We start from the raw sequence: 15,850 nt of genomic DNA on the forward strand, positions 1-15,850 counted from the left end.
TGGGTTTACGCTGCAGCGTCGATCAATCCCCCGGGAAAGGGGTCGTCACTGGAAGGGAGAGGGCCGGGTTGGGCGGCGTCGCGCGAAGCCGCGGGTCCGCCACGGGCAGTTTCCCTTCGCACGATCAGATGGAGCTTCCCATGGTGGGAAGGTCAAGGGGCGCTTAAGAAAAATGGCGCGCTCTTAAGGTAGCAGCGATCCGTCGGCGCCTAACGGCGCGCCAAGGCGACCTCTGCGACGCGGTCAGCCAGGGCGGCGCGGCGGCGCATGAACGGGACCCCATGACGGCGCATGGCCTCGCGGGCCGGACGCTCGACCAGGTGGTGGACCGCCATGGCCGCCGGGACGACGCCGACGAACAGGACCGCCCAGAGCAGGGGAGGCAGGGTCTCGCCGGAGAGGCCGAGCAGCTTCCTCGCGCCATGCTCGAACATCAGCTGCCAGGGAATGCAAACCATGTAGACGGCGAAGCTGACCTCGCCCAGATAGACCCAGAGCGGGGCGGTCAGCAGCCGCGATCCGGTGCTGGCCAGGCTGCCCAGGCTGAGGATCAGCGCCCCGAACAGGCAGACGCTCAGCCAGTCCGGCGCGCCGATGAGGGCGCAGGCTGCAACCGCCGCCACCGAGCCCAGGACACCGGCCACGGCGACGCGCGGAGACCGGATGACGTCCGAGCGCCACAGCAGCCAGACGGCACAGCCCAGCGCGAAGCAGGGCACGATCCGAAGGGCGCCCCAGGCGATGGTCGCCCGGGTGAGCCGGAAGCCGGCGAGCTGCTGGAAGCCGATGTTCAGGGCAATGACGAGAAAGATAGCCAGCAGGACGGCGATCCAGGGGCGGCCGCGCAGCGGCCAGATCACGAAGGCGAAGGCGGGGAAGGTCAGGTAGGCGAACCATTCGGCCGAGATCGACCAGGACGGATGGTTCCAGCCGCCGGCCAGCCCCAGGCCCCAAGCCTGGGTGAGGGTGAGCTGCGCCGGCAGCGACGACCAAGCCAGCACCTTGTCGCCGGCGTCGACGCCGACGAGGGCTGCGGCCCCGACCACCAAGCCCAGGCCCACAAGGGTGGCCAGGTGGACGGGATAGACACGCGCCAGACGCGCCCACAAGAAGTCCGGATAGCGGAACCGCCGCTCGCCGAACGATTCCATGTAGACATGGCTGAGGATCAAACCGGAGAGCACGAAGAACAGCTCGACGCCGAGGTAGCCCTTGGCGACCAGGGACGACATGCCCAGACCCAGGCTGGGCGTGTAGTCCATCGCGACCACCCACATCGCCGCGAAGAAGCGCATGGCCGTTAGGGGCTTGATGTTGGCTGGCATACTGGCGCTCCGATCCGGCGCCACCCTGCCCAACCGGTCCTAATATTCAGCAAACACCGGCATGCGGATACGGGCTGTTCACCCAACCATAAAACATTCCCATGATGTCAGGGCGGGGGCCTTCTGCCCCCCGAGTAATCCGTCCGTTGATTTACCGGAACTACTGGATCTGATCGCGAGGTCGCGGCTTTATAGTCTCTGATCGGGTAGTGACTGCACCGCTTCGAGATATATGCCCAGATCCTCAACCCGCGACCACCTTCCCACACGAGGAAGGCCCGCCGGCCTGCTGTGCTCGATGCGCGGTAGGGGTCAGCTTGCGGTGACGCTGCATGCCGAGCCAGTCCCAATTTTATGGAGCGTCCAAGGGCGCGCGCGGCGCTCGCGCGTATCCCCTGGGAGTGCGCGGGCCACGAGCCCGCGCAGCGTTGCGTGTAGGAACTCGGCTTCATGAACACTCTCAATCGCCGCCATATGCTGAACGGCGCCGCCTGGCTCGGTGGCGGCCTGGCGATGAACAGTCTGCTGCCCGCCTGGGCCCAAAGCGCCACGCTGGGAACCGCACCGACGCTGCCGACTTTGACGGGCCCAAACATCGACCTGCGCATTGGCCACTCGGAGCTGACGGTCGATGGCCGGGCCGGCCACGTGGTGACGATCAACGGGACCGTGCCGGGACCCTTGCTCCGCCTCAAGGAAGGCCAGACCGTTCGCCTCTCGGTGACCAACACCTTGGACGAGGACACTTCCATCCATTGGCACGGCATTCTCGTGCCCGCTCAGATGGACGGCGTCCCCGGGGTCAGTTTCCCGGGCATCAAGCCGGGCCAGACCTTCATCTATGAGTTTCCGATCAAGCAGTCGGGCACCTATTGGTACCACAGCCACTCAGGTCTCCAGGAAGCCGAGGGCCACTATGGGCCGATCGTTATCGACCCTGCCGGCCCCAACCCGATCGCCTACGACCGGGAGCACGTGATCGTCCTCTCCGACTTCAGCTACCTGCACCCCCACGTCATCTTCAAGCGCATGAAGCAGCAGGGCGGGGTCTTCAACTACCAGAAGCAGACGGTGGCCGGCTTAGTTGCTGGCAAGGACCAGACCCTCAAGGAGCGGATGGACTGGGCCAAGATGCGGATGGACCCGACGGACATCTCCGATGTCACCGGCGCGGTTCTGAAGTTCCTCATCAATGGCCACGGACCCGCCGACAACTGGACGGGTCTTTTTATCCCCGGCGAACGTGTGCGGCTGCGCTTCATCAACACAGCCGCCCAAATGATTTTCAACGTGCGGATCCCGGGCCTGAAGATGACGGTCGTGGCTGCCGATGGTCAGAACGTGCGGCCGGTCGAAGTCGACGAATTCCAGATCGGCAACGCCGAGACCTACGACGTCATCGTCCAACCGACGGAGGACAAGGCCTTCACCCTGGTCTCCGAGGCGGTCGACCGCTCCGGGATGGGACGGGCCACCTTGGCCCCCCGCGCCGGGATGAGCGCGCCTGTCCCGCCGCTCCGCGAACGTCCGCTGGCGACGATGAAGGACATGGGCATGGATATGAGCGCCATGAAGGGCATGTCCATGGGGGGCGGTCCCGCTGACATGGCAGGCATGGACCACGCCGCTATGCCCGGCATGGATCACGCGGCGATGGGGCACAATATGGCTGCCAGGCCTGGAATGGCGGCAGGCCCCGGCATGGCCCCGCCAAAGCCGCGCGGCTCAGACGCGATGGGCGGCATGGCGGGCATGAAAATGTCCATGCGCGACCCGCAAAATGCGCCTCAGATCAGGCTTGGGCCGGGCGTGCAGACCATCGCGCCGATGCCGGTTGATCGCACCGGCGAGCCCGGCCAGGGGCTGGAAAGCGTCGGCCACCGCGTGCTCGTCTACAAGGACCTGATCGCCCTGACGCCTGGCGCGGATCTGCGACCGCCCACGCGCGCGCTCGAGATCCGACTGACCGGCAACATGGAACGGTTCATGTGGGGATTCGACGGCCGGAAATTTAGCGAGACAACCCAGCCTTACAGCTTCGAGAGGGGCGAACGGGTGCGGGTGACCCTGGTGAACGACACCATGATGGCCCACCCCATCCACCTGCACGGCCACTTCTTCGAGCTCACCCATGCGCCGGCGGGTTACGGGCCCAGGAAGCATACGGTGACCGTCCTGCCTGGAGGAAAGGTGTCGTGGGACTTCACGGCGGATCCCGGCGACTGGGCCTTCCACTGCCACATGCTCTACCACATGCACGCCGGCATGTTTCAGGTGTTCAGCGTCCGCCCGCTTGACCGGGCCAGCGCATGAACCGCCTCGCCCTGATCGCCCTGATGCACTTCGCCATGGCCGGGTCTGCCGCCGCGCAGACAATGGATCACAGCTCAATGCCGGGGATGGCGATGCCGGCGACGCCGGCCACGCCTGCGAAAGCGGCCAAGCCGGTCAAGAAACCGGCTGCGCCGCCCGCCGCACATCAGCAGCCCGCGCCCCCTGCCGCCGCGGCCGATCCGCAGGCTGGCCGTGCCATGCCCGCAGCTAGCGCCGGGACGGATCATGGGTCGATGCCAGGGATGTCCATGCCCGCCGACCCAGCGGCGCCGAAACCGGCGGCGATGCCGGGCATGGATCACGGGTCGACGCCAGGGATGAAGATGGACGGCGGCGCCCCAAGGGGGCCGCTGCTGAGCGAGATCGAAGCGCCCAAAACGGCGCCGCCCCCGCCGCCCGCTGATCACGTCGCCGACCGGTTCTTCTCCCCGGCTGCGATGGCCGAGGCGCGCGCGCAGCTGCGACGAGAGCACGGCGGCGGCGGCGTGCCCTATTCGAAAGTGATGGCGGATCTGTTCGAGTATCAAGCCCGCGCAGGCGGGGCCGACGGCTATCGCTGGGAAGGGGAGGCCTGGTTCGGCGGAGACATTCATCGCCTGGTTCTGAAGAGCGAGGGGGAGGCGACTCGGGGCGAGGGCGTCGAGAGCGCCGAAGTGCAGGCGCTCTACTCGCGGGCCGTGGGGGTCTACACCGATGTCCAAGTCGGGGTGCGGCAAGATTTTGAACCGCGTCGCCGCACCTACGCGACCGTCGGATTCGAGACGCTCTTTCCCTATTGGTTCTCCGTCGAAGGCGCCGCCTTCCTGTCGAACAAGGGCGAGCTGCTCGGCCGGGTCGAGGGAACATACGATCTGCGTCTCACCAATCGCGTGATCCTGCAGCCGCGCGCAGAGCTGAACTTCGCGGCCCAGGACACGCGAGAGACTCAGACCGGCTCAGGGCTTTCCAACGCCGAGCTGGGCCTTCGCCTGCGTTACGAGGTCCGTCGCGAGTTTGCGCCCTATGTGGGGATTTCCTGGGACCGGCAGTTCGGCAGGACGGCGGACTTCGCCCGGGCGCGAGGGGCCGACAGCGAGGCCACCAGTGTGGTCTTCGGCATTCGCGCCTTCTTCTGACCGGCCCGCTGGCGGGGTTCGGTTGCAGATCAGTTGCGCTCGACGGCGTCGATCACTGTGCTGACACCGGCGCCAGCATGCCGAACCAGGCCACAAGGCCGAGCACCGAGACGGCGAGACTGGTCTCCAGCAGGAGGCTGAGGCGCAAGGCCCCCAACGCGGCCTCGGGCGCGCCGGAGGTGTCGAGCGCCACACCCAGGGCGGGCGTGAGGCGGAAGCGGTTGGCGGCCGCGAGCCCCAACATGCCAACGAAAAGGGCGAGCTTCACAGACAGCAGCAGACCGTAGGGTGTCGTCCAGAGACCGGCGATCCGGCTTGGCCCGACCAGGAACCAGCTGTTGATCAGACCGGTGACCAGGAGGACCGCCACCAGGCCGGATCCAACACCGGAGAACCCATGCAAGGCCTTGTGGAGCCCGGCATGGGTATCGGCCGTGTGACCGCTGCGGCGGAAGGCGAGGAACCCGAACCCCACGAGGGCGCCGATCCATACGCCCGCGGCCAGTGCGTGAAGCATGTCGGCCGCGAGGTGGAGAGGGCCTTCAGCCCCTTCCGTGGCGGCGCCATGACCCATCCAGGCGAAGCTGGCGCAGACGATAGCGCCCAGGATCGCACAAGCGCTTAAGGTCCTTCGGTCAGGCCGACGAACGACAAGCAGCAAGAGCGCGAGGCCGGCGGCCGCAGTTCGCACCAGCGCCGAACGGCCAAGCCCCATGGTGGTGGCGACGGCGGACAGCGAAGACAGCTTAAGACCTTCGGTCATTGAGCCGGCGAGCATCGACGTCTGGGTCAGCAAGCCAACGAGGCTGCCGATCACTAGGCCAGCCGCGCTCCAGGACAGAAGCGGGCGCAACCAAGGCGCTCCGGGAACGGAACCCGGCCGGTGGACAGGCAGAGCGTAGAGGGCGAAGAGCGACGATCCGAAGAGGATCATCGCTCCCGCGAACTGCACCAGCCTGAGGAGGATGACCGCAGGCTCCAGCACGGCTTACTTGACCGTGAAGTCGACGCCGCCATCCATCTTGTGACCGTCGCTCGTGGCGGCGTGCCAAGTGATCTTGTAAACGCCTGGCATCAGCGCCGCCTGCGGCGTGCCGACGATGCTCAACCCGTCCTTCGAGACGCTGGTCTTCACCGGAACAGCCATGGCGTTCATCGCCGGCATGACGATCTCGAACTTCGAGAAGGCTGGCGTCAGCTTCTCGTTGAAGGTCAGGCTTATCGTCTTGGGGGCCGCAACTGTGGCGTTCGCAGCGGGGGTCGATTTGACCAGATGGGCATGAGCGGAGGCGGCGCCTGCCGCGAACAGGGCTGCGGTGGCCAAGCCTGCCGCGAAGAAGTTCTTGTGGTTGGGCATGGTGCTGTTCCCGAGGTTGTGACGCTGTCCCTTTAAGGACTACGCGTCGGCCAGCCCAGACCCCTCACGCGTCGTCTAGGTGCGACTGGGACCCGCCATCGGCTCTTGGTCGACCGAGCAGAGCCCGTGGTCGCTCAGCGATTCAATTACACGGCAGCTCGCCGCCGGACCGCTACAGCCGGCCGCGGTCATGCGGACAAGCTCTTCACGCAGCGCGCCTAACTGATCGATCTTTGCGTCCACAGCGGCCAACTGCTCCTGGGCGATGGCATTGGCGCCATCGCATACCCGCTCGGGATGATCCGACAGTTCGAGCAGATCGCGGATCGCCTCCACCGCAAAGCCGAGTTGCCGCGCATGTTTAATGAAGCCCAGCCGCCGCACGTCCCCCTCGCCATAAATGCGGCGATCGCTCTGGGTTCGCAGGGGTCTCGGCAGTAGGCCAATACTCTCGTAGAAGCGGATCGTTGTGACCTTGACGTCGGTCAGCTTGGCAAGACGTCCGATGGGGAGAGGCGACATGAAATTTTCCTTCTTTCCGTGCAAAATAAGCCATTGATCCTCCACCGACTAGAGGATGCACAGTGATGATCATGTCGAGCTGTTCATCCTCTGCCGAGACGAGGACGTTTTCGGGCTGCGGCTGTGGAGAAGCCGTCGCCTTTGACGGCGCCTCCACCGCCTATAAGCGCGTCCTCGGGATCGTGATCGCGATCAACCTGCTCGGCTTTGCGGTCGTGGGGATCGGCAGCTGGATGGCGAACTCCGCGTCATTGGCGGCCAACACCCTCGATTTCGCGGCCGACGCTGCGACCTACGCGCTCAGCCTCTGGGCGATCGGTCGAAGCGTCGAGGTCCGCAGCAACGCGGCGCTAATCAAGGGCGCCAGTCTCGGCGCGATGGCGATCGGCATTCTCGCCTTCGCGATCTGGCGCGCCATCACGGCCGCCGAGCCAGATGGCGGTGCTATCTCGGGGATGGGCCTCTTTGGCGCGGCGGCGAATCTTGTCGCCGCTGCCTTGCTGGTACGGTATCGCGATGGCGACGCCAACGTCCGGTCCGTCTGGCTGTGCACCCGCAACGACCTGATCCAGTGCCTCGCGGTCGCCGCCACGGGTGTTGCCGTCGCCGTTGCCCATTCGCGTTGGCCTGACCTGATCGTCGGAGGCCTTCTCGCAGGGGTATTTCTGAAATCATCTTGGCAGATCATCAGCCAAGCTCAGCGCGAGCGGCGGGCCGCCCAAGTCGGCACGGCGCCGCGTGAATATATAACACATTCCATCCAACCCCGCGGGCGAGTATAGAGCCCGCGATGATTGGGACGGCGATCCGAAAGTCTTTCGGCCTGTTTGTCCGCGCCGCACGCTCACGCGTCGGAGGCGGTCGCGCCGCCTCGCGCCTCAATTCGGTCCGCCACCAACCTGCGGCTCGCGGTCGGGGGTTGCTCCGCGCCACGCCACGAGGACTGACCGCCTTCTTTCTAGTCGCCTTCGTGCTCGGCTCCGTCGTCTGTAGCCCGGCCGCTCATCGTTGGTTGGACGCGGATGCGGATCAAGCCGTCAGCACCCAAGCGTCGAGCGCCGGCGCCAAGTCCGCCGGCGGGCACGAGACACCGACTAAGGGGTCCCTAGGCGGCCTGTGTACCGGCCATTGTATGTCGCACTCAATCGCATTGCCCGCGGTCTTCATCGCCTCCGCTACGCCGTTGTTGAAACAGGCTTTGTGGCGCGTGGTCAATGACCAGTGGGCGCAGGCCTCGGCCCCCGCGCGCCTGGAAAGACCTCCGAGAGTCTGACGCACCCGCCGCCGCTCAGCGGCACCCGCAAACGCGTCGGAACCTCAGAGGATACCTATTTTCATGTCACTCATCATGCGTGGCCGGCTGCGATATGCAGCCGCCAGCGCCGCTGCGATGCTCGCCGCGCTGGCCGGGGGTCAGGGTGCTGCGGCCGATCCAGCGCCGCCATTTCGAGATCTTCTCGCCCAGGCGCAGGCCAATGCGCCCCGCTTGGCCGAGGCGATGGCGGGCGTGCGCCAGGCCGAAGGCCAGGCGCGGCAGGCCGCCGCCAGGCCGAACCCGACCGCGGGCGTCGAGATCGAGAACTTCAGCGGGTCCGGGCCCTATCGCGGGATCAGCCAAGCCGACACGACCTTCTCCATCGGCCTGCCGATCGAACTGGGGGGCAAGCGCGGCGCCCGGATGGCCGCCGGTGAAGCGGGCCTGGAAGCCGCTCGAGCTCGCCTAATGCAGTCTCGCGCCGACTATGCGTTCGCACTCGCCGACGCCTACGCCCAGGCAGAGGCAGCGGAACGGCAGGTCGCGCTCGCCCAGGAGTCGCAGACACTCGCCGAGGAGGTGCTTCGGGTCGCCCGCGCGCTTGTCGGTGCGGGCAAGGAGGCGGAGTTGCGGAGCCTGCAGGCCCGAGCCGCGGTAACCTCAGCCCGGGCCGCCCTCGACGCAGCCCGGGCCGAGCGAACGTCAGCATTCTCTCGGCTCACGGCGCTCGCTGGCTCGCCAACGCCGTTTACAACCCTGAGCGAGAGCCTGCTGACCGTCCCGACCGCTCCGTCGGCGCGCGCGAACATCAACGTCCTCGGGACGCCAGCCGTCCTGGCGGCCGAGGCCGAACGTGAGGCGGCCGCCAGGCGGGTCCGTGTTGAGCGCACCCGCGCGGTCCCGGACCTGACGGTTTCTGCGGGCGTGCGGCGGTTCTCCGGCGACAATTCCACCGCCTTCGTGGCGGGGGTATCCGTCCCCATTCCTGTCTTCGACCAGAACCGCGGCGCCATCAGCGCCGCCCAGGGCGAACTGCAGGCGGCGGAGGCCCGGCTCAACGCCGCCCGGCTAGACGCGGAAGCCGATCTCCGCACCGCGCTCTACCAGATCGACGCCGCTCAGACTCGGGTCGCGGCGGCGACGGAAAGCGAAGCCACGGCGGCCGAGGCGTTCCGGCTGACCCGGATCGCCTACGAGGGCGGCAAGTCCCCTCTGCTCGAACTGATCAATGCGCGCCAGTCGCTGGCGGAAGCGCGCGCCCAAACCATTGAGGCCCAACTGGCGCGGCTCCGCGCCGAGGCCGGCCTGGCGCGCCTGCAAGGCCGCCCCTTCGGAGATCGCTGATGCCTCGCACCACGTTCGCAACCGCCAACCGGCAATGGCTCATGGGCGGCGTCGCCCTGGTCGCCGCCGTCGGCGTCGGCTTCGCCGCCGCCAAGTTCACTAGCCCGAAGGCTCCGCCGGCCGCGGAGGCCGAACCTGCGGCCGCCCACGGCGCCGACACCATGACAATGGGGTCTGGGCGACTCGCGGCGTCAGGGGTCCTGGTTCAACCCGTGTCTACGAGCGGGCTGGCGGCGGAGATCATCGCCCAGGCGTCGGTCGAGGCTGAGCCAGGTGGTGAAGCCGTGCTAACCGCCCGGGCGCCGGGGTCGGTCTCGCGCATCCTGAAACGGCTCGGCGACCCGGTCCGGGCGGGGGAGACCATCGCCCTCGTTCAAAGTCGCGAGGCGGCCCAGATCGCGGCGGCGCGAGGCGTCGCCACCGCCAAGGCCGATCTGGCCCGCAAGGTTCTGGCCCGCGAGCGGAGCCTCTACGAGCAGAAGGTCAGTCCACGCCAGGACCTCGAACAGGCGCAGGCCGAGCTCGCTGCCGCCGAGGCGGAAGCACGTAGCGCCAGCTCCGCGGTGAGCGCCGCCGACGTCTCGCGCGATGGGCGCTATGTCATGGTGGTGAGCCCGATCAACGGGCGCATCACGGCCATGTCCGCCAGCCTGGGCGCGTTCGTCCAGCCGGAGACGGAACTCTTCCGGATCGCCGACCCGGCGCGAATCCAGATCGAAGCGGCTGTCACCGCGACCGACGCCAATCGCATCCGACCGGGAGACCAGGCGGTCATCGAGACGAACACCGGCGAGACCCGTTCCGCCGTCGTGCGTTCCGTGACGCCCGGCGTAAGCAAGGAGACGCGCTCCGCGACGGTCGTCCTGGCCCTGACCGGCGGCGCCGGCGTCGTGCAGCCGGGCCAGTTGGTTCGAGCCCGCATCACATCCCGCCAGTCGGCGTCCTCCGGCATCGTCGTGCCAGAAGACGCCGTCCAGGTGGTCGAAGGCCGGGACGCGGTCTTCGTCCGCACAACCAAGGGCTTCCGCGTTCAGCCGGTCACGGTGGGACAGCGGAGCGCCGGTCGCGTCCAGATCGTCGAGGGGCTGAAGGGCGGGGAATCCATCGCCACGCGCAATGCCTTCCTGCTGAAGGCCGAGCTCGGCAAGAGCGCCGAAGAAGAATGACCCCGACCCTCACACCCGGAGACATGCCGCAATGATCGGCCGCATCCTGTCCATGGCGGTGAAGGGGCGTTGGTACGTCGTCTTCATCACCCTCATCATCGCCGTCTTCGGCGCGTGGCAGCTCAGCAAGCTGCCGATCGACGCCGTTCCCGACATCACCAACAAGCAGGTCCAGATCAACACCGTCGATCCGTCGCTCTCGCCGACCGAGATCGAGAAGCGGGTCACCTTCCCGATCGAGACCGCGCTCGCGGGCATTCCGGGCTTGGAAACCACGCGCTCGATCTCGCGCAACGGCTTCAGCCAGGTCTCGGCGGTCTTCAAGGAAAGCACCGACCTCTACTTCGCGCGCCAGCAGGTGGCGGAGCGCCTGACCCAGGCGCGCGACACCTTGCCGGCGGGGGTCCAACCCCAGATCGGGCCGGTCACGACCGGCCTGGGCGAAGTCTACATGTACACGGTCGAGTTCGCGAACCCGGGGGGAAAGGGCGCCAAGATCAAGGACGGCGGCCCGGGTTGGCAAAGCGATGGCTCGTATCTGACCGTCGAAGGCGAGCGCCTCGCCGACGCCGTCTCCCAGGCGAGCTATCTGCGCACCGTCCAGGACTGGATCATCCGCCCGCAGCTGCGGACGGTAAACGGTGTAGCCGGCATCGACTCGATCGGCGGCTACGAGAAGCAGTATGTGGTCGAGCCGGATCCAGCCAAGCTCGCCGCCTACGGCGTGTCCTACACCGACTTGGCCAAATCGCTGGAAGCCACCAACCTGTCGGTGGGGGCCAACTTCATCCAGCGCGCCGGCGAGGCGTACCTCGTTCGCGCAGATGCGCGGGTGCGGACCCTCGACGAGATCGCCAATGCGGTGATCGCGACGCGCGGCACGGTGCCGGTGACGGTGAAGGACGTGGCGACGGTGCGAATCGGCGGCGACCTGCGAACGGGCGCGGCCACCAAGGACGGTCGTGAAACCGTCGTTGGCACGGCGCTGATGCTGATCGGCGAGAACAGCCGCACCGTCGCCAAGGCGGTCGGCGACAAACTCAGCGAAGTGAAGAAATCGCTTCCGCCAGGAATCGTCGTCCACACGGCCCTCGATCGCTCCGTGCTCGTCAACGCCACCATCGGCACCGTCGAGCGCAACCTCACTGAGGGCGCCATCCTCGTGGCGGTGACGCTCTTCCTGCTGCTCGGTAACGTCCGCGCCGCCTTCATCGCCGTGCTGATCATCCCGTTCTCGTTCTTGATGATGGCCATAGGGATGAACAGCCTGAAGGTGCCTGGGAACTTGATGAGCCTCGGCGCTCTGGACTTCGGTCTGATCGTCGACGGCACCGTGATCATCATCGAGAACTGCCTCTTGCGATTGGCGGAACGGCAACATCACGAGAATCGCCTGCTCAATCTCAATGAGAGGCTGGAGACCGTGCTACGGGCGTCCCAGGAGATGATCCGGCCGACGGTCTATGGGCAGGCGATTATCTTCCTGGTGTTCGCGCCGCTCCTCACCTTCACGGGGGTAGAGGGCAAGACCTTCTCGCCGATGGCGATCACCATCATCCTGGCGCTGGCCGCAGCCTTCGTCCTGTCGCTCACCTTCGTGCCGGCCATGGTCGCGCTGCTCATGCGCGGCAAGGTGTCGGAAAAGGAAGTTCGGATCCTGCAGTGGCTGCGGGTTCGCTACGAACCGCTGCTGGCCCGCTCGGTCGCCAGGCCCTGGCCGTTCATTGGGGCGGCGCTGGGGGTGTTCGTCCTGGGCGGCGTGGTCTTCACGACGCTGGGTCAGGAGTTCATCCCCAGGCTCGACGAAAAGAATATCGCGCTGGGGGCCCTGAAGATCCCTTCGACGTCGCTCGAGCAGTCCAAGGGGATGCAGGAACAGGTGGAAAGGGCGGTCACGTCCCTACCGGAGGTGGCGATGATGTTCTCCAAGACCGGGACGGCGGAGGTCGCCACCGATCCCATGCCGCAGAACCAGTCGGACGGCTTCGTCATCCTGAAGCCCAGCGAGGACTGGCCCAAGGGCGTGAAGAGCAAGGAGCAGGTCGCTGATCGAATTCTGAAGAAGGTCGAGCCGCTGCTGGGCAACAGCTATGAGATCACCCAGCCGATCCAGATGCGCTTCAACGAGCTCATCGCCGGCGTGCGCGGCGACGTGGCCATCAAGCTCTACGGCGACGATCTCGAGAAGATGAGCGCCGCCGGCGCGAAGATCGGCGCCGCCCTCCAAGGCATCCAAGGGGCCGAGGGTGTACGGGTTGAGCAGACCGCCGGCGCGCCCACTCTCGACGTTCGGTTCGACCGCGCGGCCATCGCCCGGTTCGGCCTCACGGTCGAGGAGGTGGCTGATACGCTGGCCACCGCGCTTGGGGGCCGCGAGGCCGGCAGCGTCTTCGAAGGCGATCGGCGCTTCGACATCATCGTGCGCGTGCCGATGGCCATGCGGGACGATCTCGACGCCTTGGGCGCCACGCCGGTGATGTTGCCGGCCGCCGAAGGGCGACCGCAACAGTCCGTGCCGCTGAGGCAGCTGGTCGAGCTTCGGTTCACCGATGGTCTCAATCAGGTCAGCCGCGAAAACGGCAAGCGGCGCGTGGTCATCCAGGTCAACGTGCGGGACCGAGACATCGGATCCTTCGTGACCGAAGCCCGGGCCAAGGTCGAAGCGGTGCAACTGCCGCCCGGCTCTTACCTGCAGTGGGGCGGCCAGTACGAGAACTTGAAGGCGGCCACGACCCGGCTGTCGATCGTCGTGCCGATCTGCTTCCTGATGATCTTCCTGATCCTCTTCATGGCGCTGGGCGGGTTGGCGCCCGCGGTGTCAGTGTTCGCGGCTATTCCCTTGGGTCTCGCCGGCGGTGTCTTCGCCTTGGCGCTAACCGGGATCACCTTCTCGATCTCGGCGGCCGTGGGCTTCATCGTGCTGGCCGGCGTCGCGGTATTGAACGGGCTCGTCGTCATGTCGAGCATCAAGCAGCGCCTCGAGGAGGGGCTACCGGTTGCGAGGGCGATCGTGGAAGGCTCAATCGAGCGGTTCCGGCCAGTGCTGATGACAGGTCTGGTCCCCGCGATCGGCTTCATTCCGATGGCCCTGGCCCACGGAACCGGCGCGGAGGTGCAGAAGCCGCTGGCGATGGTCGTGATCGGCGGGCTCATCACAGCCACACTGGTGACGCTCCTTGTCCTACCCGCTCTCTCGCAGCTCATCCTCAGCATCGGCCGGAAGCGGGCGATCGAGGATGTCAGCCCGGCCCCGTTGCACCCCCAAGCGACCTGACCGGGCGCGCCGGCGTGGATCGCCCCCTGTCCACGCCGGCGCCTTCCTTTCCAGAGAGGCGATCCTTGTCGAAATGCTCCTGCCCAAACCCGTCCGCTCCTGGCGCTGGCCCGCGACAGGGCGGCGCCGAGAGTCCGTCCAGCATCCATTTTCACCGTCTTCAGGAGTGATCCATGCAGATCCCCGGCCAAGCCGTACTTCTCCGCATCTACACCGACGAGCAGGCGCTCCTGGGTGACCGTAACCTGATCGACGTCGTTGTGGGTCGCGCCCGCGACGCCCGTCTCGCGGGCGCGACAGTGCTCCGCGGTCTCAAGGGCTTCGGCGAGTCGATCCGGATGCACCAGCACCGAACCTTTGGTCTCGACGACAACCTGCCGGTGGTCATCGAGATCGTCGATGAGGAGGCCCGTCTGCGGGCTTTCGTGACCGCCCTCGATGACCTGACCGATATCGGCCTGGTCACCTTCGAGAAGGTCGAGGTGCTCCGGTACGGCGGACACCACCCCGAACAGCACAGCTAGGCTGGCGGACATCTCGATGGCTCACGACGTGCTCCAGCTGGAGCTCTCCAACCTGCTGCCCAATGAGGCCGACGCCTGTCGCCGCTGCACCGAGACGCTCGTGCGAAATCTCACCGCGCGCGCCGAGATCAGCTCGGTGGACATCCTCGACACTCCGTCCGACGGCAAGGTCGTATCCATACGGTTCGACGGAGTCAGGACGTCCGCCGACCAGGTCGAAGAGGCCTTAAGGCGAATGGCCACGTCGCTCACGGAGCGGTTCGGGCATTTCAGTCTGCCTCTGGGCGGAGGGGCCCGTTCCGGCGCCGCCGAGCAGATCATCGCCTGTCTCCGGAACGAATCCGGCGTGTGCCTGGTCGAGATCAGGGCGGATGGGCGGAGCTTCGTCGAATACGACCGTCGTCGAACGGACGAGGTCCGTTTGCAGGCCGCCATCCGAACGGTCGAGGTTGAGTCTGAATCAGACGATGTCCCGATCCCGCGATTGAGTCCCACCACCGACGATCGGGCCCAGCCGGCGGAGCTGTCGGTTGATGGCGTCGAGCCCGCCCGCCGTCCCGGAGGCCATAAGCAAAGGCCGAAAGATCACGACCACCCGCATGGCGGCGTGTTTGGAGAGCGTACTGAACTGATCTTTGCGATCGTCGCGGGCGCCATGCTGGGCGTCGGCTGGCTGGCGGGCAAGACGGTCGGGGGCGTCCTGCCGATCGCCTGCTACCTGTTGGCCTATGTTTTCGGGGGCGCTTTCACCGTCAAGGAGGCGCTCGATAACCTGCGCCATCGGCGGTTCGCGATCGACACCCTGATGCTGCTGGCGGCTATCGGCGCCGCCACCCTCGGCCAATGGGCGGAAGGCGCCCTGCTGCTCTTCCTCTTCAGTCTCGGCCATTCCCTTGAGCACTATGCCATGGGGCGGGCGCGGCGCGCGATCGAGGCCCTGGCGGAGCTCGCGCCCGAGACCGCCACGGTCCGGCGTGGCGACGCGACTGAGGACATTCCCGTCGCGGACCTGCAGATCGGCGATATTGTCCTGGTGCGGCCCAATGAGCGGATCGCGGCCGACGGCGTCGTGATCCTGGGCGAAAGCAGCGTGAACCAGGCCCCGGTCACCGGGGAAAGCGTTCCCGTCGACAAGGCGCCCGCGGCCGACCGCAACCTCGATTTCGCCAAGGCGGGCGCTGAACAGCGGGTCTACGCCGGCACCATCAACGGTGCGGGCGCGCTTGATATCGGGCTCACCTCAAGGTTTGTTCGCTAAAGTGCGCTTAGAAGAACGTTACGCGAACGGGGTTCAAGCTGCTCGGAACAGGCGATCACGTGGATCATGAAGCGGCCGTTCTCCGGCTGCGGCGGCGGGGGCGGCATCGCGCCAAAGATAGTCGCCGGTGAGGCCGATGTGCTGCCAACTCATCGGCGACAGATGGGCGATGAGTTGGCCTGGCGAATCCTGGCCGTTGGTGCGGAGATGGTCCGCGGCGCGCTGCATATATAATGTGTTCCAGAGCGCGATGGCGGCGATGACCAGGTTGAGACCTGACGCCCGGTGCTGTTGGTTCTGCAAGGTGCGATCCGCGATCCGACCTTGCTTGTGTACGAACACGGCTTGGGCCAGGGCGTGACGGGCTTCGCCCTTA

At 66.7% G+C, this 15,850-nt stretch carries 13 protein-coding genes; 8 read left to right on the top strand and 5 right to left on the bottom strand.

Features of this window, described 5'->3' with window-relative positions; genetic code table 11:
- Positions 1-209 precede the first annotated feature (209 nt).
- A complete protein-coding gene (locus FCU40_RS13890; RefSeq protein ID WP_168075648.1) occupies positions 210-1,325 on the bottom strand; it encodes an acyltransferase in 1,116 nt (371 codons plus the stop codon).
- 450 nt (positions 1,326-1,775) lie between these two features.
- On the opposite strand from FCU40_RS13890, the gene FCU40_RS13895 reads away from it, so the two are divergent.
- Together FCU40_RS13895 and FCU40_RS13900 are read left to right on the top strand one after the other, a co-directional pair.
- The gene (locus FCU40_RS13895) at positions 1,776-3,638 is read left to right on the top strand and encodes a copper resistance system multicopper oxidase (RefSeq protein ID WP_168075650.1); all 1,863 of its coding nucleotides are present in this window, start codon (positions 1,776-1,778) and stop codon (positions 3,636-3,638) included.
- Complete coding sequence (locus FCU40_RS13900; RefSeq protein WP_168075652.1) at positions 3,635-4,774, top strand: copper resistance protein B; 1,140 nt, start codon at positions 3,635-3,637, stop codon at positions 4,772-4,774. The genes FCU40_RS13895 and FCU40_RS13900 overlap by 4 nt, the downstream gene beginning before the upstream one ends.
- A gap of 52 nt (positions 4,775-4,826) precedes the next feature.
- Here the strand turns inward: FCU40_RS13900 and copD are convergent, their stop codons facing one another.
- The 3 genes from copD to FCU40_RS13915 form a co-directional block, all read right to left on the bottom strand.
- Positions 4,827-5,759: a copper homeostasis membrane protein CopD gene (gene copD / locus FCU40_RS13905; RefSeq protein ID WP_168075654.1), complete on the bottom strand. Its 933-nt coding sequence runs from the start codon at positions 5,757-5,759 to the stop codon at positions 4,827-4,829.
- 3 nt (positions 5,760-5,762) lie between these two features.
- A complete protein-coding gene (gene copC / locus FCU40_RS13910) occupies positions 5,763-6,131 on the bottom strand; it encodes a copper homeostasis periplasmic binding protein CopC (protein WP_168075656.1) in 369 nt (122 codons plus the stop codon).
- Between the two features lie 75 nt (positions 6,132-6,206).
- Positions 6,207-6,653, bottom strand: a complete 447-nt coding sequence (locus tag FCU40_RS13915; RefSeq protein WP_168075658.1) for a helix-turn-helix domain-containing protein — start codon at positions 6,651-6,653, stop codon at positions 6,207-6,209.
- A gap of 65 nt (positions 6,654-6,718) precedes the next feature.
- Between FCU40_RS13915 and FCU40_RS13920 the strand changes: the two genes are divergently transcribed.
- From FCU40_RS13920 to FCU40_RS13945, 6 genes are all read left to right on the top strand, one after another.
- Positions 6,719-7,435 (top strand): cation transporter, encoded by a 717-nt coding sequence (locus tag FCU40_RS13920; RefSeq protein WP_241693617.1) that lies wholly within the window; start codon positions 6,719-6,721, stop codon positions 7,433-7,435.
- Between the two features lie 554 nt (positions 7,436-7,989).
- Positions 7,990-9,252: a TolC family protein gene (locus FCU40_RS13925; protein ID WP_168075660.1), complete on the top strand. Its 1,263-nt coding sequence runs from the start codon at positions 7,990-7,992 to the stop codon at positions 9,250-9,252.
- Positions 9,252-10,418 carry an efflux RND transporter periplasmic adaptor subunit gene (locus FCU40_RS13930; protein ID WP_168075662.1) on the top strand — a complete coding sequence of 389 codons (1,167 nt, stop codon included), beginning with the start codon at positions 9,252-9,254 and terminating at the stop codon, positions 10,416-10,418. The genes FCU40_RS13925 and FCU40_RS13930 overlap by 1 nt, the downstream gene beginning before the upstream one ends.
- A gap of 31 nt (positions 10,419-10,449) precedes the next feature.
- Positions 10,450-13,692 (top strand): CusA/CzcA family heavy metal efflux RND transporter, encoded by a 3,243-nt coding sequence (locus FCU40_RS13935; protein ID WP_168075664.1) that lies wholly within the window; start codon positions 10,450-10,452, stop codon positions 13,690-13,692.
- Between the two features lie 173 nt (positions 13,693-13,865).
- Positions 13,866-14,216, top strand: coding sequence for a DUF190 domain-containing protein (locus FCU40_RS13940; RefSeq protein ID WP_168075666.1), 351 nt, complete (start codon positions 13,866-13,868; stop codon positions 14,214-14,216).
- A gap of 16 nt (positions 14,217-14,232) precedes the next feature.
- Entirely contained in the window at positions 14,233-15,474 is a 1,242-nt protein-coding gene (locus FCU40_RS13945; RefSeq protein WP_168075667.1) for a hypothetical protein, read from the top strand.
- Positions 15,475-15,507: 33 nt separating this feature from the next.
- Here the strand turns inward: FCU40_RS13945 and FCU40_RS13950 are convergent.
- On the bottom strand, positions 15,508-15,850 hold a 343-nt coding region (locus tag FCU40_RS13950; protein WP_168075669.1), incomplete at its 5' end, for a Tn3 family transposase.

It is taken from the genome of Caulobacter sp. SSI4214 (assembly GCF_012184455.1).
Classification (GTDB): Bacteria; Pseudomonadota; Alphaproteobacteria; order Caulobacterales; family Caulobacteraceae; genus Caulobacter; species Caulobacter vibrioides_E.